This is a genomic window from Caldicellulosiruptoraceae bacterium PP1 (assembly GCA_041320695.1).
Taxonomy (GTDB): domain Bacteria; phylum Bacillota; class Thermoanaerobacteria; order Caldicellulosiruptorales; family Caldicellulosiruptoraceae; genus JBGGOQ01.
In genome coordinates, this window is record JBGGOQ010000001.1 from 45,198 (window position 1) to 70,247 (window position 25,050).

Consider the following 25,050-nt stretch of genomic DNA (forward strand, 5'->3'; position numbering starts at 1 on the left):
CTATGGAGGTAATATATGTGAATGTTAAAAATAAAATAATTGCAGTGGTTGGTGCCGCTAAGAGCGGAATTTCAGTTTGCAGATTTCTTGTTAAAAATGGGGCAAAAGTATTATTATTTGATGCTAAATCAGAAGATAAATTTACAAATGAAGAAATAAGTAAATTAAAAAGTTTGGGGGTAGAACTTTATTTAGGGGAGGAACCTGATGATTGTTTAGAAAATATCAATTATATTGTTTTAAGCCCTGGCGTGCCAGCTGACAAACCATTTATTTCAAAAGCTAAAAAATTAGGAATTGAGGTTATAGGTGAAGTAGAGTTGGCATATAGATATTGCAAAAGCAACAAAATTATAGCAATAACAGGTACAAACGGTAAAACAACAACTACAACATTAACAACTGAATTATTGAAGAATGCAGGTTATAACGTAAAAATGTGTGGTAATATTGGAGTACCATTCATTGACTGTGTTGAAGATAGCAGTGATGGTGACGTGTTTGTTCTGGAAATAAGTAGTTTTCAGCTTGAAACAATTGAGAAATTTAAACCATATGTTGCAGCAATATTAAATATTACTCCAGATCATCTTGATAGGCACAAAACGTTGTCTGAATATATAAATGCAAAATTAAAAATATTTAGTAATATGGATAACAATTGCTTTTCAGTTTTAAATATGGATAATTCGGAAACGAAAATGTTAATAGATGATGTTCATGGGAAATTAATAAAATTTTCAAAATGGGAATTAAATTATGAAAATTCAGTGTACTCAAAGGCTGGGATAATATATATAAAATATAATAATAAGGTTATACCTGTTATGAATGTATCAGATATTTTTATTCCAGGAGAACATAACTTAGAAAATGCTTTGGCAGCCATTGCATGCACATTGCCATTTAATATACCTCCTGACGTTATTAGAGAAACATTGAGAATTTTTAAAGGTGTTGAACACAGAATTGAATATATTACTACTTTAAATAAGAGAAAATTCTATAACGATTCGAAAGGTACAAATACTGATGCTGCCATAAAAGCGTTAAATTCTTTTAAGAATCCGATTATATTAATTGCTGGTGGGTATGATAAAGGCGAAGATTTTGATAATTTTGCACAGAAAATTAATGAAAAAGTGAAACATGTCATGCTTATAGGAACAACAGCTAAAAAGATATCAGATAGTTTAGAAAAAATAAATTATAAAAATTATACTTTCTGCACTACACTAAAAGAAGCAGTAATAAAAGCATATGAAGTATCAAAGGAAGAAGATATTATTTTACTTTCTCCAGCATGTGCAAGCTGGGATATGTTTGAAAATTACGAACAGAGAGGGAGATTATTTAAAGAATATGTCCTTGAAATTGAAAGGAGTTTGTAGTTAATGGAGAAAAAAATGATAGACTATCCTCTCTTTTTTATAGCGATACTATTATCACTATTTGGGATAATTATGATATTTAGTGCAAGCTATTATTATGCATACTATAATACCGCAAACCATGATAGTTATCATTTTCTTAAAAAACAGCTATTAGGATTTGTATTAGGCTTATTTATAATGTATGTTACTTCCTATATTGATTATAGAATTTTTAAGAAATTTGCTATTATTATATATCTGTGTGGTTTATTTTCATTGATACTGGTTTTAGTGCCAGGAATAGGGAAATTAGTTAACGATGCTAGAAGATGGATTGATATTGGCCCAATTCAATTCCAACCATCTGAACTTGGTAAATTTGCTTTAGTGATAATTGTTGCATACATTCTGGATAAATATATTAAAGATAAACTATCATTGAAAATATTTCTTATTGTTATGATTTTAACTGGACTTTATTTTTTCTTGATATATAAAGAACCTAACATGTCTACTGGTTTAATTATTCTGGGTATAGCATTTGTAATGCTATTTGTTGGAGGTTTAAATCTATCATATATATTTATAAGTATAATTACTGCAGCACCTATTTTATATATTTTAACTATAAAAGAATCTTATAGACTTTCGAGAATACAAACTATGCTAGATCCTTGGAGTGACCCAAAAGGGAAAGGATATCAAGTTATTCAATCTCTATATGCTATCGGTTCAGGTGGACTTTTTGGCCAAGGTATAGGTCAGAGCAGACAAAAATTATTATATATTCCTGAACCACATACAGACTTCATTTTTTCGATAACATGCGAAGAATTAGGATTTATTGGTGCTTGCTTTGTAATTATTCTTTTTATACTATTTGTTTGGAGAGGTATTGTTATAGCTCTTCAAGCTCCTGATAGATTTGGTACATTTATTGCTTTTGGTGTAACTGCAATTATCGCACTTCAATCAATATTAAATATTGCCGTAGTTACAGCTTCTATCCCAGCTACTGGTGTTCCATTACCTTTTATAACATATGGCGGCTCTTCTATTGTATTTAATTTATTTGGAGTTGGGCTTTTACTGAGTATTTCAAGGAGGATAAAAGTATTAAGATGAAAGAAAAATTAAAAGTAGTTTTTTCAGGTGGTGGGACAGGAGGACATATTTATCCTGCTGTTGCTATTGCAAAATTAATTAAAAAAGAAAACTCATCAGCACAAGTATTATTTATTGGAACAAAAGAAGGATTAGAGTCGAAAATTATACCAAAAGAAGGATTTGATATAGAATATATTAGATCATTTGGTTTTAATAGAAAACTATCTTTTGAAATTTTTAAGACAGCTAAAGAAGTTTTTATTGGGTACAAAATGGCAATAAAAATATTAAAAAGTTTTTTACCAGATGTTGTAGTTACAACTGGAGGATATGTTGGAGTACCCGTAGCATTTGCTGCAAAAAAGCTAAATATTCCAGTTATTATTCATGAACAAAATGCTTTTTGTGGCCTTGCAAATAAAATAATTGGTAGGTTTGCAACAAAGATATTAATAAGTTTTAGTCAAAGCAGAGATTATTTTAGAAACAAAGATAAGGTTATTTTAACTGGGAATCCTATTAGAGAAGAAATTTTTTATATTAACCAAAATGAAGCAAAGAAAAAATTAAATATTACTAATAAAACATTAATACTTGCTATAGGTGGTAGTTTGGGTGCAGAAAACCTAAGTAAAGCTGTTATAGATTTAGCCGAAAAACTATCACATCTAACTGAAGTTCTTATTGTTTTATCCACAGGGGAAAGTAAATATATCCAAATTTTGGAATACTTAAGACTAAAAAAGGATATATCAAATTTAAAGATTATGAGTTATATACATGATATGTCGTTATATCTTAATGCAGCCGATATTGTTATATCAAGAGGTGGAGCAATAGCATTATCAGAGATAACAGCGTTAGGCAAGGCTTCAATAATTGTTCCTTCTCCTTATGTTACTAATAATCATCAAGAATACAATGCAAGGTTTATTGAGAAGAACAATGCTGCATTTGTTGTTTTAGAAAATGAACTTGAAAAAGGAATATTATTTGAAAAGATAATGAAGCTTTTAGAAAACAAAGAGTTATTAAATGAAATGTCACAAAATTCTAAAAAGCTTGGGAGACCAAATGCAACAAGAATAATATATAATGAGATAATGAAAGTTATTAGGCCTCAGTAACAATCTACAAATATTTTGAATAATATAATATGCGATGCGTTTTGAATATTGAGGCTATTATAATGTATAAATTTATAGTTGAAGGTCCAACACAACTGAAAGGCGAAATAGTTATTGACGGTTCTAAAAATTCTGCATTACCAATACTAACAGCTTCGTTACTAGCAGAAAAGGAAGTAGTTATTAAAAATGTTCCTAAGATTAACGATGTATTTCTTACATTAGAAATATTAAATGAACTAGGATGCAAGACTATTTTTTCTGATAATAGCGTTATTATAGTTCCAAAAGATAATATGTCATATGAGATACCTCAACAATTATCTAGCAAACTAAGATCAAGTGTACTCTTTATAGGTGCATTGTTAGGGAAAAACGGTAATGCAATTTTTTATGATCAACCCGGCGGTTGTGAAATAGGAAAAAGACCAATTGACTTACATCTAGAAGCATTTAAACAGCTTTGTGTGGAAATAAATCAAGACAACCATATGCTTTTTTGCAAAACTGATAGAATTATTGGCAATGAAATATTTTTGCAAATTCCTTCGGTTGGTGCAACAGAAAATATTATGTTAGCATCTGTTAAATGCAGAGGAACAACAATAATAAAAAATGCCGCAAAAGAACCTGAAATAGTAGATCTAGCTAGATTCTTAATTAAACTAGGAGCGAAAATAAAAGGTGTTGGAACAGATACAATTATTATTGAAGGTGTTGAAAAGCTTAATGGCTCAATAGAGCATAAAGTAATACCAGACAGAATTATAGCAGGTACTTATCTTTGTGCTGTTGCATCTACTGGAGGAGAAATTGTAATTAATAATGTTATTCCATCACATTTAGATTCTTTATTAAATATTTTAAAAAATGCTGGATGTTCGATTATTATAAAAAATGATTACCTCCATATTAAGAAAATAAAAAGATTAAATGCTATTTCAAAAATTACAACAAGCTTTTTCCCAGGATTTCCAACTGATTTACAGCCACTGATATGTTCAGTTTTTTCACTAGCGAATGGAGTTACAGTAATTAAGGAAACTATTTTTGAAAATAGATTTAAACATATTTCAGAACTTGCAAAGATGGGGGCAAAAATTATTAATCAAGGCGATTTAATAATAATTAATGGCGTCGAAAGATTATATGGAACAAATGTTAATGCAAAAGATTTAAGAGGTGGTGCTTCATTACTAATTGCAGCTATGTCTGCATATGGTCAAAGTATTATAAATAATATAGACTATATTGACAGAGGATATGAAGAGATTGAAAATAGATATAATAAATTGGGAGCTAAAATAACAAGAGTGAGTGATAATTGAAATGAAGAAATTATTCAAAAAAATACTTTTATTAGTAATATTCTTAGCCATAATTTCAGTATTTTTATTAACCAATCAGATATTTAATATTAATAGAATTGAAATTTTAGATTTGAAAAGAATTAAGAAAGATGATATTATTAAAATACTAAGGCAATATGAGGGACAGAATATATTTTTAACTGATACACAAAAGATCAAGCGAGAAATTTTGAAAAATCCTGAAATAGATAATGTAATTATAAAAAGGAATCTTCCAAATCAACTTACCATAAATGTTTCCGAAAAAGAAACTATTGCTTTTGTTGAATATATGAATTCCTACATAGAGTTAGATAAAAAAGCTTATGTTATTAGAATATCACCAAAAATAAATAAAGAGAACATTGTACTTATTGGCCTTAAAATTAAAGAAGTAGAAATTGGAAAAAAATTAAAAGTTAATGATAAATTTGCACTCGAAGATGGTATTTTACTAGCAAGAAAAATAAAATCTCTTAATTATTTAGATAAATTAGATTATAGTAATGTTTTATTAGATGTTCAAAATATAAATAATTTTAAGATTTATTTGGACAAGTTAACTATTGAAATAGGAGATAAAGAGGATTTGGATTATAAGTTTAAATTAGCTGAAGCAGTTATTAATAAACTTCCAAAAAGAATATATGGTACAATAACAATTAGCGATAATGGCACAGCAATTTTTAGCCCTTTAGACGAGGAGGATACAAATTAATATGAAAGTAAAATTTAGAAGAACAGTAATTGGACAAGTTGCAATTGCTATATTATTATTTTTATTAGGAATGTTAATTTCAATGCAGCTTAAAAGTGTAAGAGAAAGCAATCAAGCAAAAAATATTGAGAAAGCCAGAGCAATTGAACTTGCTCTTCAAATAAATCAATTAAGGCAAGAAAATAATGCTTTAAAATCACAAATTTATGACTTGGAAAAAAAGATTAAGGAATATCAAGATTCTGCCTCTAACATTAGTAAAACAACCGAAATTCTTCAGCAAGATTTAGATAACACAAAACTTCTTGCTGGGTTAACAGATTTAGAAGGACCTGGAATTATTATAACGCTGGATGATAGTAAAGCTCCTTCTGATCCAAATGTTGATCCAAATACATTTTTGCTTCATGATTCGGATATTTTACAAGTTATAAACGAATTGAAAGCTGCAGGTGCTGAAGCAATTTCAATAAATGATCAAAGAATTATTTCGACAACAGAGATAAGATGTGCGGGTCCGACTGTAAGTATAAATAATACAAGATATTCTGCACCCTACATAATTAAGGCAATAGGTGATCCCAAAATTCTTAAAAATTCTTTAAATATGCGTGGCGGGATAGTAGATTTATTAAAGCAGTTTGAAATTCAAGTAAAGATTGAAGAAGCTGCTTCTCTTGAAATACCTAGATATACTGGTGTTATAAAATTCAAATATGCTAAAACAAAGGATGTTGGTCATTGATGCTTGTATTATTATTAGCTCTTATTTTGGGTATAATTATAGGTTTTTTATTACCATATAGTGTTCCACAAGAATATTCATCTTATATTGCTGTTGGCTTATTAGCAGCAATGGATTCAATATTTGGTGCATTAAAATCAAATATGAAAGGTGATTTTAAAACAGAAATATTTTTTCTGGATTTATTGGTAATACTTTGATAGCAATGTTATTTGCTTATTTAGGTGATAAATTAGGCATTCCATTATATGAGGCTGCTGTTTTTGCATTTGGTGTTAGAATTTTTCAGAATTTTGCTGAAATGCGACGTGAATTATTAAAAAAGAAAAAGTGATATAATTTGAAGGAGGAGAATTTTGATGATAACATTTGATACTGATAATGCAAAAGGTGCTCTACTAAAAGTAGTTGGTGTTGGTGGTGCAGGAAATAATGCTGTTAATAGAATGATAGATGCTGGAGTAGGCGGAGTCGAATTTGTTGCAATAAATACTGATAAACAAGCTTTACAAAGGTCAAAAGCACATTATAAAATTCAAATAGGTGAAAAGGTAACAAAAGGGTTAGGTGCTGGAGCAAATCCTGAAATTGGAAGAAAGGCTGCTGAAGAAAGCAGAGAGGATATAGCTCAAGTTTTAAAGGGAGCAGATATGATATTTGTAACTGCTGGCATGGGTGGTGGAACAGGAACAGGAGCATCGCCTGTTGTCGCTGAAATAGCAAAAGAATTAGGTGTACTTACTGTTGCAGTAGTAACAAGACCTTTTACTAGTGAAGGTGCAAAAAGAAGACAAAATGCTGAAAAAGGAATAGAAGATCTTAAAAAGATTGTAGATACAATTATTGTTGTACCAAATGATAGACTATTTATGCTTTCGACAAATAAAAGTATAAAGGTTAGCGAAGCATTTAGAATGGCTGATGATGTATTAAGACAAGGTGTTCAAGGAATTTCTGATATAATTTTAACACCTGGCTTTATCAATGCTGATTTTGCTGATGTACAAGCTATAATGATGAATAAGGGTTATGCTCATATGGGTATTGGTAGAGCTAAAGGTGAAGACAAAGTGGTTAAGGCTTTAGAAGAAGCAATAAACAGTCCACTTCTTGAAACATCAATTAAAGGAGCAAGAGGCGTTCTTGTTAATTACACCGGAAATTCTGAAGAGTTATTCCTTGATGATATTGAAAAAGCTAATGAGCTAATAACAAACAATGCTCATGAAGAAGTTAACTTTATTATGGGGCTTGTTTATAATGATGATATGAAAGATGAAGTACAAGTTACTGTTATTGCAACTGGCTTTGAAAATGAAAATAATAAAGATGATATAAAAACTTCACAAACTCAACAAAAATCAACAACAAAAACAATACCAACCATTCAAGTAGACAAAGATGATGATAGATTTGAGATACCTGAATTTTTGAAAAATAGAAAATAGATTTAAAACCCTCCCGAAATTTCGGGAGGTTTTTTGTCGATAAAAAAATTTTCTATTCATAAATTGTGACATATTTTTTTATATTTTATTAATATAATTTTATAAAGAAAACATATTTCAATAACGAAAATGGTTTTATATGCAGATATATTTATTTTAGAAAATATAGTAATGAATTACTTTATATTAACAATTACATCATTTATATCAAAGATAAATATAAGCAGCTTTAGAGTATTGTTTTTTAGCATTATATTTTCATTCTATTCATTATTACAATTTAGCCCTTCATACTCATTTATGTATTCATTTATAGGAAAGATAATAATTTCAATAATAATAATATATTTAACATATATTCCAAAAAATATAATACAATTTATAAAATTATTTATAGCGTTTTATTTAGTTACTATTCTGTTTGGAGGAACAACTTTCTTTATATACTACTGGATATATAGCAGCAACCTAACAGAGATTTCAGTAAAGCTAAAAAATATTTTTATAGCACTTTCTATTTCGCTTATTATATTTAAACTTTTTTATGACTTTTTAATGAAACGATATGTAAAAGAAAGTCTTATGAGATTTATTAGGTTCAAAATAAACGATAAGTTCTATGAATGTATTGCTTTTGTAGATACAGGAAATTCTTTAAAAGAGCCACTCACAGGGAAACCTGTTGTAATACTAGAAGGAAGTATACTTAATTTAAATAATCTATTGAAACAAAACATGTCTGTTTCTCAAGAAATAATTGATAAACTAAAGCAATTGATAGGAACAAAAATACTATTAATACCTTATAATTCGATAGGCCAAGAACATGGAGTTTTATATGGTGTAATTCCTGAAGAATTTTACATATCAGAAGATAAAAAAAATTGGATAAAAAAAGAAGTTATTATAGGTTTATATTGGGAAAAGCTTTCTAACAAGTATTCAGCACTTTTAGGAATTGATATTTTGTGAGAGGAGTGAAATCAATTGAAAAAAGAAAAAGGACTTATAAATTTAATTTTAAAACTATTAAAAAAATTTCAAATTAATTTAAGTTTAGATGAAATTGAGCAAATATTTTATGTTGGCGGTACAGATTTTCTTCCGCCACCATTAAGTGCTGAAGAAGAACTTGAGGTATTAAATAAAATCCATAATGAAAAAAATGAAGAATTAAAAAGAATACTTATTGAAAGGAATTTACGGCTTGTCGTTTATATAGCAAGAAAATTTGAAAATACTAAAATTAATTTAGAAGATTTAGTTTCTATTGGAACTATTGGTTTAATAAAAGCAATAAATACCTATAATCTCGAGAAAAATATAAAACTTGCTACATATGCATCAAAATGTATTGAAAATGAGATACTTATGTTTTTAAGAAGAAATATGCATAATAAAGTTGAACTTTCAATAGACGAACCATTAAATGTTGATTGGGATGGGAATGAATTACTACTTTCAGATGTTTTGGGAACTGATGTTGAAGTGGTTTACAGAAAAATAGAATATGAGGTTGAAAAAGAAACACTTAAAAAAGCAATTGACAAATTACCCATAAGAGAAAAAAAGATAGTTGAATTAAGGTTTGGGTTTGGGCAAGAAGGTGAAAAAACTCAAAAAGAAGTTGCTGATATTTTAGGTATATCACAATCATATATTTCAAGATTAGAAAAAAAGATTTTAAATAGATTAAAAAAAGAGTTGGCAAAAATTATATAGTATAAAAACCTCCCTTTTGACTAATAATAACTATTGCAAAATTTAATAAAAAGGGGAGGTTATTTTATGAATAAGGTTGATATATGTGGTGTTAATACTTCTACTCTCCCCGTTTTAAGCCATGAAGAGAAAATGGAGCTTTTATTAAAAATGAAAAATGGAGATATTGAAGCTAGACAGCAGTTTATTGAAGGAAATTTAAGACTTGTACTAAGTGTAGTACAAAAATTCATAAATAGAGGGGAAAATCTTGATGATTTATTTCAGGTTGGATGCATTGGACTTATTAAAGCTATAGATAATTTTGATTTAAGCCAAAATGTAAAATTTTCAACATATGCAGTGCCGATGATAATAGGCGAAATTAGAAGATATTTAAGAGACAATAATTCGATTAGGATATCTAGATCATTAAAGGATACAGCATATAAAGCATTAAAAATAAAAGAAAAATATATGAATGATAACCATAAAGAGCCTACATTAGAAGAGATAGCATCTGAACTTTCAATTTCAAAAGAAGATTTGGTATTTGCACTTGATTCAATTCAAGAGCCAATTTCACTATATGAGCCATTATTTCAAGAAAGTTCTGATACACTTTATGTTGTTGATCAAGTTAGTGACCAAAAAAGCAATGAAAATGTGTGGTTAGAAAACATTGCATTAAAAGATGCTTTAAGAAAATTAACAAAAAGAGAAAAAGAAATATTATATTTTAGATTTTTCAGAGGTAAAACACAAATGGAGGTTGCAAATATCATTGGAATATCACAAGCACAAGTTTCAAGATTAGAAAAAAGTGCGTTAAATCATATAAAAAAGCAGATGTAGAAATAAATATAAATTAAGGGCTATCCACAAAAGAATAGCCCTTAATTTTATCCCATAATAACGTTTATATCATTTACATTATGCAACATTTCGTAAGGTATTTTTATACCATTTATTTCAGTGTCATTTATAATTATTTTTTTAACTCCTTTATTAACCTTATTAAGATTTTGGAATTTTATGTTAAGGAGTTTATCTCTATAATATCTACTGACTTCAAACTCAGTCCAATCCTTTGGAATACATGGATCTATAAAAATACCATCATAATCAGGTCTAATACCAATAATATATTGACTAAGCCCTACAAAAGCCCAAGAAGCTGTACCAGTAAGCCATGGATTTCTACCGCGGCCAAATTCAAATGGATGTTCTTTACCTGTTATAAATTGACAATATACATATGGTTCAATATAATATTTGTCTGCAATTTCATTTTTTGCAGCTGGTAAGTATGAAAGATAGTATTCAAATGCTTTATCTCCTCTTCCAAGCATAGCCTCTGCAATAACAACCCAAGTATTAGTATGTGAGAAAATCGAAGCATTTTCTTTTAGAGCTGGTGGGAAGGAGGTAACTGCACCAATTTCTTCATTATATTTAGTGAAAGCTGGATAATTTTTAACAACACCATGTTCACTTGCAAGATATTTTGCAACACTATCCATAGCTTTTACTGCTCTATCATCATTCAAATAAGCTTCGCTAATTACAGACCATGTTTGTGAATTCAAGAAAATGATAGATTGTTCGCTATCTTTTGAACCTAACTTTTTGCCACTATCAAGATAACCTCTGACAAACCATTCGCCATCCCATGCATATTTATCAAGATTTTCTTTAATAGTTTTTCTATAAATTTCAAAATGTTCTGCATCTTCGGTTTTATTTAAGAAGTTTGCAAGTCTTATAAATTCAACAAGAGCTTTATGATATAGCATTGAGGACCAAACACTTTCACCTTTTCCTTTTAGATTAATACAGTCATTCCAATCAGCATTTAATCCTAATGTTATACCATGAGGGCCTAATTTTCTCCATGAGAATTCAAGAGCAGCTTTAAGGTGGTTATATACTGTATCTGAACCTTCATCAGCATATTCAACTGTTTCTTCAAGAAAATCTATATCACCAGTTTCTTTTAAGTATGATGTAACCGAAAGAATAAGCCAGAGATGGTCATCAGAGAAAATATGTCTTGGATCATCGGGAATATTATGCCTCCCTTGTTTCCAAGTTAAAGGTTGAACTCCATGCATAGCATATCCTTCACTTAGTTGAGCTCGTAATAATTCTTTTATTCTTGTTTTAGATTCATTAGGTATTGAATGAATAACACTTAATATATCTTGGTTTGTATCTCTAAAACCAAGACCATCTCTTCCACCTGCTTCTATAAATGAAGCTGATCTAGACCAGTTAAATGTAATATGTGTTTGATATTGATTCCAAATGTTAGCCATTGTATTGAACAATTCATTTTGGGTCTTAAAAGTAAATTTTGATAATCTATTATTCCAATACTCATAAACATTTGATAAATCTTTTAGAACATTATCAAAATTGCTGTAATATTCTTTAACCTTTTTTCCTATTGTTTTAGCATCACCAACACCAACAATATAAGCTCCATTTATTTCTTTACCAGGTTCAAGTATTAATTTGCTTTGAGTAGCTCCACAAGGATTACCACCAACAGCAATAGAATTAGAGCATTTTCCATTAACAACAGCAAGAGGTTTTGACTCATCATTGTAATTACCAATAAATTTATCTCTTTCTGTATCAAATGATTCTACTTTAAATGTTGATGCCAAAAATGCTTTTGGACTATTGTGTGTAACAAATTTAACTGTATAATCAACAACATCGTCTTGATAGTCCATCATACATGTATATAATATGTACTGAAAGTTTATTAGATCTTGCATGATATCCCAAAAACAAAATTCTGCATAGGAGAAAATAGATAGCTCTCTTTTCTTATGGCTGTTATTCTTAATTTTTACAGCCCAAACCTCTAAGTCTTTATCAGTGGGAACAAATAAAGTAAGCTCTGCTTTAATTCCTTTGTATTCGCTTTCAAAGATTGTATAACCAAGTCCATGTCTACAAATTGACTTAAATTTTGATAAATCTTTTCCAACCGGTTGCCAAGAGATTGACCAAAAATCGCCATCTTCGTCATCTCTAAGATATACATATCTACCAGGCCTATCCATAGGAATACTGTTGAATCTGTATCTAAGAAGTCTACCGCTTTTAGGTGATTTGTAAAATGAATATCCACCAGCATTATTAGATATTATAGCACAATAGTTTTGAGTGCCAAGATAGTTAATCCATGGTGCTGGGGTATTTGGTGAAGTGATAACATATTCTTTTTTATTGTTATCAAAATAGCCAAATCTCATCAAAATACCTCCCATAATATACACATAAAGTTTACATGAAAATGAGTAATTGATTTCTTATTTAATTATATCATACAATAAAATAATTGTTAAACATATATAATTAAAATATATAAAAAAAAATATAATTATTTATAATTAACAAAACATATTGTTTCATATGCTATAATAAACACTTTAAATTGTGCAAAATGTCAAAATAATATGCATAAAACAATTAATAATATTTCATTAAACAATAATAATATTTAATTAAAAGAATCCAAAGGGTATAAATAATATTAATAAATTTTAAAAAATAATTTTGTAAGCAGGTGGGAATATGAAAAAAAGGATTGTTTATATATTGATAATTTTTATGTTTGCTTTATTAATTTCTTTACCTTTTATTGTATGGTATTTGCAACCATATAGTTTTATGAATGTTTGGATTATAGACAAAACTGTTCCAAATGAAGACTATAGAGAACATAAAGGATTACATTGGATATTAAACAATATGAAAATAAAGAATGAATTAACAAATAGTAATTTTGATTATAAATTGGACTATTAATGTTGTTGATGCAATACATGGTAATATTTAAATCAAAAAAAGAGTTGGTAAGTCGTATGGATTATATGATTCTGATATTTCAAATTGGACAATTGCATTTCTTGTAGGGCGTGAATTAGAACCTGATGAGGTCATTAATACAAATAAATTAAATAAGGAATTTCGCTTTAATGGTGAGTTTATTAAAAACAATAAAGGAGAAGCTACAGAAGGTTGGTTAGCATTAACTTGTGATTATCTTTTAAAATATGAAACAACAAAATATAATATGCAACACCCTGTTGCAATAGTAAGTTGGCCAACATTAGATATAATTAATCACAGTTCAGAGTTTAATGAACAAGGTAAAAAAGAACTTGAATATAACGATAAGGTGTCAATTGATATAAATACATTTGATTTAGGTCCTAAGAATAAAGCTGGTTTTTTTGGTGCTTATCATATATATCCAAACTATCCTGATTTTATGAATAATGAAGAAAAATATAAAGAATATAAAGATGAATTTGGAAGATTTATGTATGGTGGCTATTTAAAAGAATTTATGAGTTTAAATAAAAAATATCCTGCACTTGTAGCTGAATTTGGTTTAGCTACAGGTATGGCAAACATTCATTCTAATCCAGATAGATATAATCATGGTGGAATAGATGAGATAAGTCAAGGCAAAGGTATTGTAAGAATGATGAATGCGATAAAAAGAGAAGGGTATATTGGAGGAATCATTTTCGAATGGATGGATGAATGGGCAAAAAAGTCTTGGTTTACCGAACCATTTATGATACCTTACGATAGACATATTCTTTGGCATAATATGTTAGATCCAGAACAAAATTATGGTATTTTGGCAAATGAAAGCATTCCACCAGCAAAATCAGATATTGTAATAAGTGATGATGGAATTATAAAAAGTATTGAAATTTCATCAGACCAAAGTTTTCTATATATAAATTTAAGTTATGATAAGAATTTTGATATAAGAAACAAAGAAATAATAATAGGTATTGATACTTATGATAGAGAAAGAGGTGATTTTAAGTATAAAAAAATATTAATATATTAGCACCATCAGGTATTGAATTTATAATAGATATAAAAGGAAAAGAAGCACGATTATTAGCTCATCCAGGTTATAATATTGGTGATATGAAATTTTCTACCCAAAGAACTTTTAATGGAATATTTACAACTATTAATCCTGTAATAAACAAAAAAAGAATTACTATGGATGGTAAGGTAATACCAGAAATAAGACAAGATGGAAGCAAAATTTATTACGGTGATTTTTCAGATTCACATAATGGGTTTTACATCAATGATAAAATTTATTTGAGAATACCATGGGGAAGATTAAATGTTACCGATCCATCAAGTTTTATGGTTTTAGATGATAATAAAAAATATCAAAGTTTACCAATACGTGATAAGTTTAATGTAGTAAAAACTGATGGGTTTGTTATATCAGGTATTATAATTCAGGATGAAAAAGTAATTGATATATTTCCTGGTAAAGATAAAATTCAAAAATTAATATACAAATGGAAAGGGTGGGATACTCCTTCATATAGAGAAAGACTTAAAAAAAGTTATTATATTATAAAAGATGCTTTTGCTAAGCTAAAGTAAAAATTTTAAGGTGGAGGAAAATACTCCACCTTTTTATACTTTTTATAATATCATTATTTATTGAACTGTATATAGTATTGGTAAAAAATAGTGTATTAAATTACCACCTTCAGGGCAAGCTAACCTTTGAGGTGGTATAATATGAACAAAATAAGAGTAGAAATACTATTAAAAGCAATTGAATTATTAAAAGCTGAATTAGATCAATTGATAGGCGAAACAAAAGATTTACTTGATCCTAATATTATAAATAAGAGTCAGGAGTTAGACAAGCTATTGGTTGAGTATTACGAATTACTAAAAGAATTAAAAGAATAAAAGTTTTAAGATGGACATAAATAGAGAGTATTGCAATGTTTTTTGGACAGCCTTAAGTATATTACCTATTTTCTATCAATTTTTTCAACAAAAAATCATCTTTTTAATATCTCAACATGATTCGGCTGGATTGGTGTTATATGGGTTAGCAATTTAAAAAGGCTCTATAATAAATGTTTGAATTACCACCCCAACATTTATGATAGAGCCTTTTATTTTATCATATTAAGTTTTTAAACAGGCTTTTTAAAGATAGCAGTAAGATTGCAGTAAAAATATATTAAGAAATATTTACAAAATTATTAAAACCTTAATTTTACTGGCAGGGGCGGAAGGACTCGAACCCTCAGCCGACGGTTTTGGAGACCGCTACTCTACCACTTGAGCTACGCCCCTATAAGCAATTTATATTATACTTACATTTTACTAATATGTCAATAAAAATTAATTCATATATTTAAATTTGGCGCGCCCAGGAGGACTCGAACCCCCAACCCTCAGATCCGTAGTCTGATGCTCTATCCAATTGAGCCATGGGCGCTAACTTAATGCAAATAATATTATAATATCAAAAAGATATTTTTTCAAGGAATTTTAATAACTTTGTTATCAAAAAACCATTATTTATTGATTGATTAACATAATAAAATAAGATAAGATATAAGAAAAGAACTGAAATTTGACAAGGAGCTGCTTAAAATGACAAAAAAAATTATAATTTTAATTTGTATTTTTACACTGATGTTGTCATCAGTTGCTCTTAGCAATAATTATCGGATATTTATTGATAATAAAGAAATTAAAAATATTTCAATAACAAATAAATCAAATATTATTTATGTATCTATTTATGATTTATTCAAAAATTTAAATTATAAAATTGATTGGAATAGTAAAACAAAAGAAATTATTTTATTATCAAATTCATCAAAGATAACATTTAAGATAAATTCAAATATTGTTTTTATAGATAAAAAACAGGTAAAAATTTCTACAAAACCAACTATAATTAACCAAAGGTCATATTTAAATATACTTGATTTATCCAATATCATTGCTTACAATGCTTTTATTGATAAAAAAAATAATAAAATATACATAAATAGAAAAGTTGCTAGCATTTCACGTAGTAATTCAAGTAAAAATAGTAGTATAGATGCTAAACAAAATACTCAAAATACTGTGAATCAAATACAAAATAATTTAACTTCAATTAATTATTCATTTGCAAACAGCACATTTCAATTAAAAGCATCTTTGGTTAAACAAGGAAATTATAAGGTATATAAGCTGGAGAAACCAACAAGAATTGTTTTGGATATTTATGATACAAATGATATATTACTAAACAATAATATAAAAATAGATCATAATGGAATTAAATCGATAAGACATGCAATTAATAAAGATAAAGATGGGAAAATATTTACAAGAATAGTTGTTGATGTTTACGATGATATGGCTTTAGTTAATAGTTTTAAAGCTGTTTTTGAAGGAAATAATATTAATCTTTTTATTAACTTAAATCAATTGAGTTCTTCGTCAAAGTCAATTGATACAAATATTGATGATGAAACAACAGTTGAAAAAAATGTGTATAACATTGAAGGATTTAGTGTTGAAAAGGGAAATCTATTTGAAAAGATTATAATAAATTGTTCAAGTGACTCAGTTGCTACAATTAATGAAATTGCTAATAGTAATTATATTGTTTTAAGAATAAAAGATGCATTATTTAAAACATTAACTCAAGCAGTATATGATTATAATGATGAATATATTGACTTTATAGGAATTAATCAAAACTATGAACAAAAAATAACCGAATTTATTATTTCAAAAAAGTCTAATTACTTTGTATTAGACAAGACTTCTTTTGGTTACCAATTAATTTTAACAAACAATTTACCAATAATTAGACCGCTTGACCAAAGTAAATTACTAGTTGATAATGCTTTAGTTAGTTCTGTTATTTGTGATGTATACTATAGTAAGATTATTTTTAAGTCCACAAATGACATAATAATTTCAAATGCAGTATATAGCTTAAATGAATATATAACTACAATAGAAAAAGTTTATGATAAAGGGGTCTACAATGCCACCATTTATCTCAAACCTGATGTCGTTGCTCAAAAGACAATAAATCAAAATAATATTGTGATTACTTTTAATAAAAAGCAGAATAAAAAATTTGTGATTTACTTAGATCCAGGCCATGGAGGAAAAGATCCAGGTGCAATCTATAAAAAAATAATTAATGGGAAAACAGTAGCAACATATAACGAAAAAGATTTTAACCTTGATATATCTCTAAGATTAAAACAGGAACTTTTAAAATTAGGATATGAGGTATATATGACAAGAGAAGATGATAGATATATTGATCTTTACGAAAGAACAGATATGGCTAATAAGAAAAATGCTGATTTGTTTATTAGTATACACAATAATGCCCATGATTCAGATAAAGTAAGCGGGACAATGGTATTATATAAAAATAGCTCAAATACTAATTTAGTTATTGACAACAAACAATTTGCTAATATTGTACTAAATGAGATTATAAACTATACATTAATGCAAAACAAAGGAATAATTGAAAGACCTAACCTTGCTGTCTTACGGACCTCTAATATGTCAGCAGTATTGGTTGAGGTTGCATATGGAACTAATCAAAATGACTTAGACAAGTTACTATCTGATGACTTTAAAAATAATGTTGCAAAAGCAATTGCAACAGCTGTTGAAAAAATATTTATTAATAGAAAATAAAATAATAAAAGTAAGGGAAAACTAAAAAAACATTAGAAATTGAATCTTGTAAAAAGATTCAATTTCTTTTTTTATATATTGACTTTTGATTGAAAAAGTATATAATAATAATTGAATACGGGTATAGGGTATAAGGAGTTGATTTAATGAGTGAATATTCTAATGAGAAGGAAAATATTCTTGTTAGATTAAGAAAAATCGAAGGTCAAATTAAAGGTATTCAAAAAATGATTGAAAATGAAAAATCTTGTAATGAAGTTCTTACTCAAATTGCTGCTGCTAGGTCTGCACTTAACAAAGTAGGAACTATTATACTTGAAAAATATTCAAAAGCTTGTCTTTCCGAATTCAAAGAAACACAAGAGCAAAAAAATGTTGATGAATTGGTTGAAACCTTAATAAGGTTTATTAAATAAAAAAATAGGGTAAAAATAAATTTGAAAGGAGTTGTGGCATTATGTCAAATATTGTTACTATTACAAGAGAAAATTTTGAGCAAGAGGTAATTAAGTCTGATATCCCAGTATTAATTGATTTTTGGGCTGCTTGGTGTGGGCCATGTAGAATGGTTGCACCTGTTATAGAATCCTTATCAGACGAATATGTTGGAAAGGTTAAATTTGCTAAATTAAATGTTGATGATTATGGTGATCTTGCAGCTATTTATAGAGTAATGAGCATTCCAACAATAATGCTTTTTAAGGATGGGAAACCAGTAGATAAAATAATTGGTGCAAGACCTAAGGGAGATTTTGTAGCATTTCTTAATAGAAATCTATAAAAAAGGTGAACCACTTTAAGTGGCTCACCTTTTTTAATAGGTTAATGTTATGTCGGCTTTAATTTCTACGCTACCAGGTTCAATTTGAATAGCACTATCTTGAGCAGCAACAGATGTCATTTTATTATATGTTGTTATTGGATAGTTTACATAGGTATTTTCTGTAACATTTCTTGGTTTACCTAATTTAACGCCAATATTATCAGCAATTACAGTTGCTTTGCTTTTTGCTACATTAACTGCTTTTGCTAGAGCTTGATTATAGTATTTATCCAAATTTGAAACATCATATCTAATATCAGAAATATTATTAGATCCATTCTTAACTGCTGTATCAATTACTTTTCCTGTATTTTGAATATTTCTTATTGTTACTTGTATGTCAGAACTTGCATAAAAGCCTATAATTTTTGAACTGCCTGTGTCTTTTTCATAACTATACTTTGGATATACATTAACTCTTATTGTTTTTATGTCATTTGTTGAAATTCCTAGCTTTTTAATTGAATCAATTATTCTATTTATCTTGAGTGCGGTTTCTTTGTAAGCTTCATCTGCACTTACATTTTCGCTTAAAACACCAGCGGTTATTATTGAGATATCTGGTTGAGCAAAAATTGAAGCAGAACCTTTAACAATGATTTCTGTCGTAGATGAAGTGCCTTGATTAGCTGCGATACCTTGAGATAAGTTTCCATTAAAAATTAGAGCAAAACTAATTATTAAGAAAATAGAACTAATAAATATGAATGACTTTTTATTGATCATATAAAACAACTCCTTTTTTCTTTTATTAATTAAAACGAACAGAATAAAAAGATGTTATTTATTCTATAAAAATAATTTTTTAAATTGTGATGGCGTAACACCTTCTAATTTTTTAAAAACGTAGCAAAAATAACTTATATTTTTAAAACCAACATCATAACAAATCTCTTTTACTTGTGAATAGTCATTTTTTATAAGCATTTCCTTTGCTTTTTGAATTCTTACTCTTATTAAATATTCATAAGGAGTTATTTTAAATGTCTTTTTAAATAAATTACATAAATGCTGTGGTGAAAGTTGAACAATTTTTGATAAATCTTCAAGTGATAATTCTAATTTATAATTTTCGTCAATAAATTTTAAGATTGGCGATAATCTTACATAATTTGATTCAAAATTATTATCAACACCATTTTGTATTGCCATAGCTAAATTTAATATGAAATTATATACTAATTGAGAACATTCAAGAGAAACATAGTAATTTGCACTATAATATTTGTTACTAATTGCTTGCATTATACTTTCAAGCAAAGACTTATTTGGTAATGAAAAGACTTCGTAACTTTTTATTTCAAGTGATTTCAATACTTCATTTACTGCAGGACCGTTGAAAGTAAGCCAAATTGTAGACCAATTATTTTCTATTGGATAATATTCGTGTGGGACATTAGGAAATAAGAAAAAACCCATATTTTCATCAATTATATATTTTTTATTATCAACAATAAAAAAACCTTTGCCTGATAATGTATGTAAATAGTGATAATCAGGAAAACCTTCTTTTCTGTATACTTTTTCTTGTGAATCTCTTGTCCCTATACCTTTTAAAATTATTGGCAACTTTTGTTCTAAACCTGTTGTAACTAAGAATACTTGATTCATTTGCATCACTCAACCTTTAAAATTCTTTAAATAGAAATGTATTAATAACTTCAGCTACAGCACTATTATTATTATCATATTTTGTTATATATTTTGCATATCTTTTTACATCATCAGACGAATTAAATACTGCAACACCAATTTTTGCCATAGAGATTAATCCAATGTCGTTATAATTATCACCAATTGAAATTACATTTTCTGTTGATAAATTTACGCTTTCTAAATATTTTTTTAGTGCTTTTTCTTTTGATGCATCTGGATGCATAATTTCTAAAAAACCATAAGTTTTAATATCTGCTGCTGTATATAAAACAATATTAATTTCATTTTTGTTATAAATGCTTTCTAAATTTAATTTAACTTCTTTTAAAAAATTGAAATTGTCAATGATTCCAATATGGCTTACTGTTTTATCGTTAATATCTATATAACTGTTAAATGCATAAGTTGGTTTATGAATTTTTCTATAATTTACAAAATTGATAAAATAATTATCAATAAAATTTAATTTATAAATCATATGCATATCGTGGTGATAACCTAAAACAATATAGTAATTTAGTTTATAATAATTATCTAAATAATTAATAATATCTTTAAAAATGTAATTTGATAAATAATTGGATATCAATGGCGGGTGATTTAAATTATCAAATACATAAACACCGTTAGACAGTATCCCACCACATTCAATTTCTAACTTTTTCATTACTAATGCCGCAGATGAACCTCTACCAGTACAAAGCAGTATTTTTACTCCTAATTCATTAGCTTTTTTTAAAGCAATCTTGTTTTTATCAGTTATTTCACCATAATCATTTAATAAAGTTCCATCAATGTCTGTTGCAATGACTTTTATCATATTGTAACCTAATTAATTATATTAATAAAATTATTATATCATATAACATAATCTTATAAAAATAATTAACCGGTCATACAAAGATAGACAAAATGAAAACAAAAAATTGTTATGAATAATAAATAAATTATAAATATTGACAAGCTAAACATAAATAAATATAATAATTAATTGAAATATCATGTACAATACTTTTCTTATCTTATAATTTCAAATAATCTTTTCGATGTGCCTTCATAATAAATTCATAAATTCATTAATAATGGCAAGAATATATACTACAAATATTGTTTTTAGGAGGGGTTTACATGACTGTAAAACCATTATTTATAAGCACGTATCCTCCAAGAGAATGTGGCATTGCTACTTTTACCAACGATTTAGTCAATGCAATTGAACAAAAAGCTACATCAGTAGAATGCAGCATTGTTGCAATAAGTAAAGAAAAACATTTATATAATGAAAAAGTTGTTTTTGACATAAATCAAGATAAGTTTTCTGATTATGTAAAAGCTGCAAATTATATAAATATTTCAAAGAATGATGTCGTTGTTATTGAACATGAATATGGAATTTTTGGAGGACAAGATGGAGAATATATAATTCCTTTTGTTAAGTTAATAAAAAAACCTATTATAACAACTTTTCATACTGTTTTAAAGAATCCAAATACTAAACAATTTGAAATACTAAAGAAATTATCTGAAATAAGCTATAAAGTTATAACAATGGCTAATTCAACAAAAGATATTTTAATTAACCAATATGATGTTCCAGAAGAAAAAATAAAAATTATTCATCATGGTGTTCCACTAATGAATTTAGCTGATACTGAATATTTAAAGAAAAAATATAATCTAGAGAATAAAAAAATAATAAGCACATTTGGGTTAATTAGCCCAGGAAAAGGTTTGGAATATTCAATAAAAGCTATGGAAAAGATATCAAAAGAAGTTCCTAATGCAATATATCTAATATTAGGACAAACCCATCCATGCGTGAAAAAGATTAAAGGTGAAGAATACAGAAACAGTTTAGTTTCATTAGTAAATCAATTGAATATAAGCAATAATGTTATGTTTGTTGATAGGTATCTTACTAAAAAAGAGATAATGGAATATCTAAAAATTAGTGACGTATACTTGACTCCTTACATAGGGAGGGAGCAAGCAGTTTCAGGTACTCTTGCATATGCTATTGGCTCAGGGAAGGCAATTGTTTCTACTCCTTACACATATGCAAAAGAAATGCTTTCAGATGGCAGAGGACTGTTAGTTGAATTTGAAGACCATTTTTCTATTGCAGATGCTGTGATAAGTATTTTAATAGATGATAAATTAAAGAAAAGTTTAGAAACAAAAGCGTTTAAGATTGGAAAAGAGATGTTTTGGCCTAATATTGCAAGTAAAGTAATTAATTTATTAAAAGGAGCGGCTAATACCTATAAAAAGGTAGGTGTTATAGCGTGAATAATCAAATAAGCAAAAGAGAAATTGACTTACCAAATCTCAATTTTGAACACTTATTTAGAATGACAGATTCAACTGGAATATTACAACATGCTAAATTTTCAATTCCTGACTATAATCATGGATATACGACAGATGATAATGCAAGAGCTTTAATTATCGTAATTTATCAATATGAAAATACTCACGAAAGAAAATTTCTTGAACTTATCTATAGATATGCTTCATTTATTAATTATGCAAAAACTAAAAACGGATTTTTCAAAAATTTCATGAATTACTCAAAAGTATTTATAGATGAAAATGGAACAGAGGATTGTTTTTCTAGGACTCTTATAGCATTATCATATTTGTATATAAGTTCTATTGAAGATAAAGGTATCAAAGAATGGGCTTATATAACACTAAAACATGCTTTAAGAAATGTACTTACACTAAAACACCCAATAAGTATTGCATATGCAATTGTTGCATTATCGAATATACATGATGAAAAAGAATTCTCAAAGGAAGCTAAAATATATTTAGAAGCTCTTTCAGAAAAGTTAATAATTTTTTATGAGAAACATTGCAACAAAAAATGGAAATGGTTTAGTGATAAAATGACATATGCTAATGCTATTTTACCTTATTCATTATTAAGATCTTTTGCTGTAACTGAAAAAGAGAGATATAATAAAGTAGCAATAGAAGCATTGGACTTTTTAACAGATGTATTATTTAAAGATAAAATATTGCGGTTAATCGGTAATAGAGGATGGTATCAAAAAGGGAAAGAAAGAAGCTTTTTTGATGAGCAACCTATTGATGCTTGTGATTGCGTAATTGCATATTCTGAAGCATATAGAATTACCGACAAAGCAAAATATAAGGAAAAAGCGATACAATCTTTTAAGTGGTTTTTAGGTGAAAATATAGTAAAAGAGCCTTTATATAATAGTAATTCTGGTGGATGCAAAGATGGAATAGAGATTGACGGCTTGAATATGAATGAAGGAGCTGAATCATTAATAAGTTTTTTAATATCAAGAATAGTTATTGAAGATGTTATATATAGTTTTTCTAAAAACAAAGAAGCAGTTTAATAAAAAAGACTAATTATAGATAGAATAAAAGAGGGTGGTTGTTTTTTGAGACACCCTCTTTTATTTTGCCAATTTATTAAATAATGTTTTATACACCTCTTCTGCATTTGTTTGCCAGTTTTTACATATACGTTTAGCTAATTCTGCTTCTGGTACATTAACTTTCAAATCGAAAAGTAATGAATTTCCTTCTCTTATTGAACACTGAACAATATATTCATTTTGAGATACTTTTTTGTAATCAGAAAAGACTTCTGTGTTCATTTTTATTCTTCTAAAGTTCTTTTTTACATATTCATCAAGTTCTTTTTTGGTAAGATCAGGAATAATATTATTTAACAGAGATAGTATCTGTTCACCGTGTTCAGTTATAGATAAATAATATCTGCCTTCTTCATAATGTCTAAAAACTAAGCCCTGATTTGAAAGCTCAGTTAAATACTGCTGATATTCAAAAAAACTCATATAATTTGTTTCAAGAATAAATTCATCTAGTTGTTGATTTGATATAGGTATTTTTATGTTTTCTAAAAAATAAAGAATAATCATCTTATGTAAAGCGAGGTTATGAACTTCATCTTGATTAATCTGAGACAAGAATAAAACCTCCTTATTATGAAGGCCGCCTTTTTAAGGCGGCCTAATACCTTTATTTTATCTAAAATTAAATTCACCAAGCATTTTCATTCTATCAATTTCTTTTAAAATAATATCATAAAGATTTAGATCAAGTATATTGCAAATAGAAGCTAAGTAAAACAAACTACTTCCAATTTCCTTTTCAATGATATCTCTACAATTATCACATAGATGTCCTTCAACATGTGTTTTTAGGTATTTTCTTGCTTCTTTTAAGCTAACATCTTCTGGAATTTCTTGTTTTTTAGCATTTATCTTAATACAACCACAATTGGTAACAGCTTTAATTATACTTCTATTGATTCTTGAATTTGAATCTGAGAATTTAGTTATAGAGTCAAGTATACTTCTATTTCTGATAAGTAGCTCATCAACTAAGAATTGAAAATCGTCAATAAAAATATCTTTCAAATAAATTCACTCCTAATGCAGTTCCTTTAGTTTAA

Annotated in this window: 25 protein-coding genes, 2 tRNA genes and 1 pseudogene; 20 read left to right on the plus strand and 8 right to left on the minus strand. The window is 27.6% G+C overall.

What is annotated here, in order from left to right; genetic code table 11:
- Positions 1-17: 17 nt before the first annotated feature.
- From murD to sigG, 11 genes and pseudogenes are all read left to right on the plus strand, one after another.
- Positions 18-1,391, plus strand: coding sequence for a UDP-N-acetylmuramoyl-L-alanine--D-glutamate ligase (murD, locus tag ACAG39_00245; GenBank protein MEZ0535665.1), 1,374 nt, complete (start codon positions 18-20; stop codon positions 1,389-1,391).
- Between the two features lie 15 nt (positions 1,392-1,406).
- On the plus strand, positions 1,407-2,498 hold the full coding sequence (gene ftsW / locus ACAG39_00250) for a putative lipid II flippase FtsW (GenBank protein MEZ0535666.1): 1,092 nt from the start codon (positions 1,407-1,409) through the stop codon (positions 2,496-2,498).
- Complete coding sequence (murG, locus tag ACAG39_00255; GenBank protein MEZ0535667.1) at positions 2,495-3,607, plus strand: undecaprenyldiphospho-muramoylpentapeptide beta-N-acetylglucosaminyltransferase; 1,113 nt, start codon at positions 2,495-2,497, stop codon at positions 3,605-3,607. The genes ftsW and murG overlap by 4 nt, the downstream gene beginning before the upstream one ends.
- 62 nt (positions 3,608-3,669) lie before the next feature.
- Complete coding sequence (murA, locus tag ACAG39_00260; protein ID MEZ0535668.1) at positions 3,670-4,935, plus strand: UDP-N-acetylglucosamine 1-carboxyvinyltransferase; 1,266 nt, start codon at positions 3,670-3,672, stop codon at positions 4,933-4,935.
- Between the two features lies 1 nt (position 4,936).
- Positions 4,937-5,674, plus strand: a complete 738-nt coding sequence (locus ACAG39_00265; protein ID MEZ0535669.1) for a cell division protein FtsQ/DivIB — start codon at positions 4,937-4,939, stop codon at positions 5,672-5,674.
- 1 nt (position 5,675) lies between these two features.
- A complete protein-coding gene (locus ACAG39_00270; GenBank protein ID MEZ0535670.1) occupies positions 5,676-6,419 on the plus strand; it encodes a DUF881 domain-containing protein in 744 nt (247 codons plus the stop codon).
- Positions 6,419-6,753 (plus strand): annotated as a pseudogene (locus ACAG39_00275) (small basic family protein). Before ACAG39_00270 ends, ACAG39_00275 begins: the two are co-directional and overlap by 1 nt.
- Positions 6,754-6,778: 25 nt before the next feature.
- On the plus strand, positions 6,779-7,867 hold the full coding sequence (gene ftsZ / locus ACAG39_00280) for a cell division protein FtsZ (protein ID MEZ0535671.1): 1,089 nt from the start codon (positions 6,779-6,781) through the stop codon (positions 7,865-7,867).
- Positions 7,868-7,996: 129 nt separating this feature from the next.
- Positions 7,997-8,839, plus strand: a complete 843-nt coding sequence (locus ACAG39_00285; protein ID MEZ0535672.1) for a sigma-E processing peptidase SpoIIGA — start codon at positions 7,997-7,999, stop codon at positions 8,837-8,839.
- Positions 8,840-8,854: 15 nt separating this feature from the next.
- Positions 8,855-9,589, plus strand: coding sequence for an RNA polymerase sporulation sigma factor SigE (gene sigE / locus ACAG39_00290; GenBank protein ID MEZ0535673.1), 735 nt, complete (start codon positions 8,855-8,857; stop codon positions 9,587-9,589).
- A 66-nt stretch (positions 9,590-9,655) separates the two neighbouring features.
- A complete protein-coding gene (sigG, locus tag ACAG39_00295; protein ID MEZ0535674.1) occupies positions 9,656-10,423 on the plus strand; it encodes an RNA polymerase sporulation sigma factor SigG in 768 nt (255 codons plus the stop codon).
- Between the two features lie 47 nt (positions 10,424-10,470).
- Here the strand turns inward: sigG and ACAG39_00300 are convergent, their stop codons facing one another.
- Positions 10,471-12,837, minus strand: coding sequence for a GH36-type glycosyl hydrolase domain-containing protein (locus ACAG39_00300; protein ID MEZ0535675.1), 2,367 nt, complete (start codon positions 12,835-12,837; stop codon positions 10,471-10,473).
- A 322-nt stretch (positions 12,838-13,159) separates the two neighbouring features.
- On the opposite strand from ACAG39_00300, the gene ACAG39_00305 reads away from it, so the two are divergent.
- The 4 genes from ACAG39_00305 to ACAG39_00320 all read left to right on the plus strand — a co-directional run bounded on the left by ACAG39_00305 (position 13,160) and on the right by ACAG39_00320 (position 15,337).
- On the plus strand, positions 13,160-13,393 hold the full coding sequence (locus tag ACAG39_00305; protein MEZ0535676.1) for a hypothetical protein: 234 nt from the start codon (positions 13,160-13,162) through the stop codon (positions 13,391-13,393).
- Positions 13,394-13,661: 268 nt separating this feature from the next.
- Entirely contained in the window at positions 13,662-14,456 is a 795-nt protein-coding gene (locus ACAG39_00310) for a hypothetical protein (GenBank protein MEZ0535677.1), read from the plus strand.
- Positions 14,457-14,539: 83 nt separating this feature from the next.
- A complete protein-coding gene (locus ACAG39_00315) occupies positions 14,540-15,019 on the plus strand; it encodes a hypothetical protein (protein ID MEZ0535678.1) in 480 nt (159 codons plus the stop codon).
- Between the two features lie 141 nt (positions 15,020-15,160).
- Positions 15,161-15,337 (plus strand): Spo0E family sporulation regulatory protein-aspartic acid phosphatase, encoded by a 177-nt coding sequence (locus tag ACAG39_00320; GenBank protein MEZ0535679.1) that lies wholly within the window; start codon positions 15,161-15,163, stop codon positions 15,335-15,337.
- Positions 15,338-15,657: 320 nt separating this feature from the next.
- On the opposite strand, the gene ACAG39_00325 is transcribed toward ACAG39_00320, so the two are convergent.
- A tRNA-Trp gene (locus tag ACAG39_00325) sits at positions 15,658-15,733 on the minus strand.
- Positions 15,734-15,801: 68 nt separating this feature from the next.
- A tRNA-Arg gene (locus ACAG39_00330) sits at positions 15,802-15,878 on the minus strand.
- 158 nt (positions 15,879-16,036) lie between these two features.
- Between ACAG39_00330 and ACAG39_00335 the strand changes: the two genes are divergently transcribed.
- The 3 genes from ACAG39_00335 (at position 16,037) to trxA (ending at position 18,893) form a co-directional block, all read left to right on the plus strand.
- The gene (locus ACAG39_00335; protein MEZ0535680.1) at positions 16,037-18,112 is read left to right on the plus strand and encodes an N-acetylmuramoyl-L-alanine amidase; all 2,076 of its coding nucleotides are present in this window, start codon (positions 16,037-16,039) and stop codon (positions 18,110-18,112) included.
- A gap of 146 nt (positions 18,113-18,258) precedes the next feature.
- Positions 18,259-18,528 carry a metal-sensitive transcriptional regulator gene (locus ACAG39_00340; protein ID MEZ0535681.1) on the plus strand — a complete coding sequence of 90 codons (270 nt, stop codon included), beginning with the start codon at positions 18,259-18,261 and terminating at the stop codon, positions 18,526-18,528.
- A gap of 38 nt (positions 18,529-18,566) precedes the next feature.
- Positions 18,567-18,893, plus strand: a complete 327-nt coding sequence (gene trxA / locus ACAG39_00345; GenBank protein ID MEZ0535682.1) for a thioredoxin — start codon at positions 18,567-18,569, stop codon at positions 18,891-18,893.
- Positions 18,894-18,926: 33 nt separating this feature from the next.
- Here the strand turns inward: trxA and ACAG39_00350 are convergent, their stop codons facing one another.
- From ACAG39_00350 to ACAG39_00360, 3 genes are all read right to left on the minus strand, one after another.
- Positions 18,927-19,661 carry an SIMPL domain-containing protein gene (locus ACAG39_00350; protein MEZ0535683.1) on the minus strand — a complete coding sequence of 245 codons (735 nt, stop codon included), beginning with the start codon at positions 19,659-19,661 and terminating at the stop codon, positions 18,927-18,929.
- Positions 19,662-19,724: 63 nt separating this feature from the next.
- A complete protein-coding gene (locus ACAG39_00355) occupies positions 19,725-20,546 on the minus strand; it encodes an AraC family transcriptional regulator (protein MEZ0535684.1) in 822 nt (273 codons plus the stop codon).
- Positions 20,547-20,562: 16 nt separating this feature from the next.
- Positions 20,563-21,411, minus strand: coding sequence for a Cof-type HAD-IIB family hydrolase (locus ACAG39_00360; GenBank protein MEZ0535685.1), 849 nt, complete (start codon positions 21,409-21,411; stop codon positions 20,563-20,565).
- Positions 21,412-21,719: 308 nt separating this feature from the next.
- Between ACAG39_00360 and ACAG39_00365 the strand changes: the two genes are divergently transcribed.
- Positions 21,720-22,880, plus strand: coding sequence for a glycosyltransferase family 4 protein (locus tag ACAG39_00365; protein MEZ0535686.1), 1,161 nt, complete (start codon positions 21,720-21,722; stop codon positions 22,878-22,880).
- Positions 22,877-23,965: a glycosyltransferase gene (locus tag ACAG39_00370; protein ID MEZ0535687.1), complete on the plus strand. Its 1,089-nt coding sequence runs from the start codon at positions 22,877-22,879 to the stop codon at positions 23,963-23,965. The genes ACAG39_00365 and ACAG39_00370 overlap by 4 nt, the downstream gene beginning before the upstream one ends.
- Before the next feature lie 60 nt (positions 23,966-24,025).
- Here the strand turns inward: ACAG39_00370 and ACAG39_00375 are convergent, their stop codons facing one another.
- Positions 24,026-24,514, minus strand: coding sequence for a DUF4364 family protein (locus ACAG39_00375; protein MEZ0535688.1), 489 nt, complete (start codon positions 24,512-24,514; stop codon positions 24,026-24,028).
- 105 nt (positions 24,515-24,619) lie between these two features.
- Entirely contained in the window at positions 24,620-25,015 is a 396-nt protein-coding gene (locus ACAG39_00380; protein MEZ0535689.1) for a DUF1573 domain-containing protein, read from the minus strand.
- Positions 25,016-25,050: the final 35 nt, after the last annotated feature.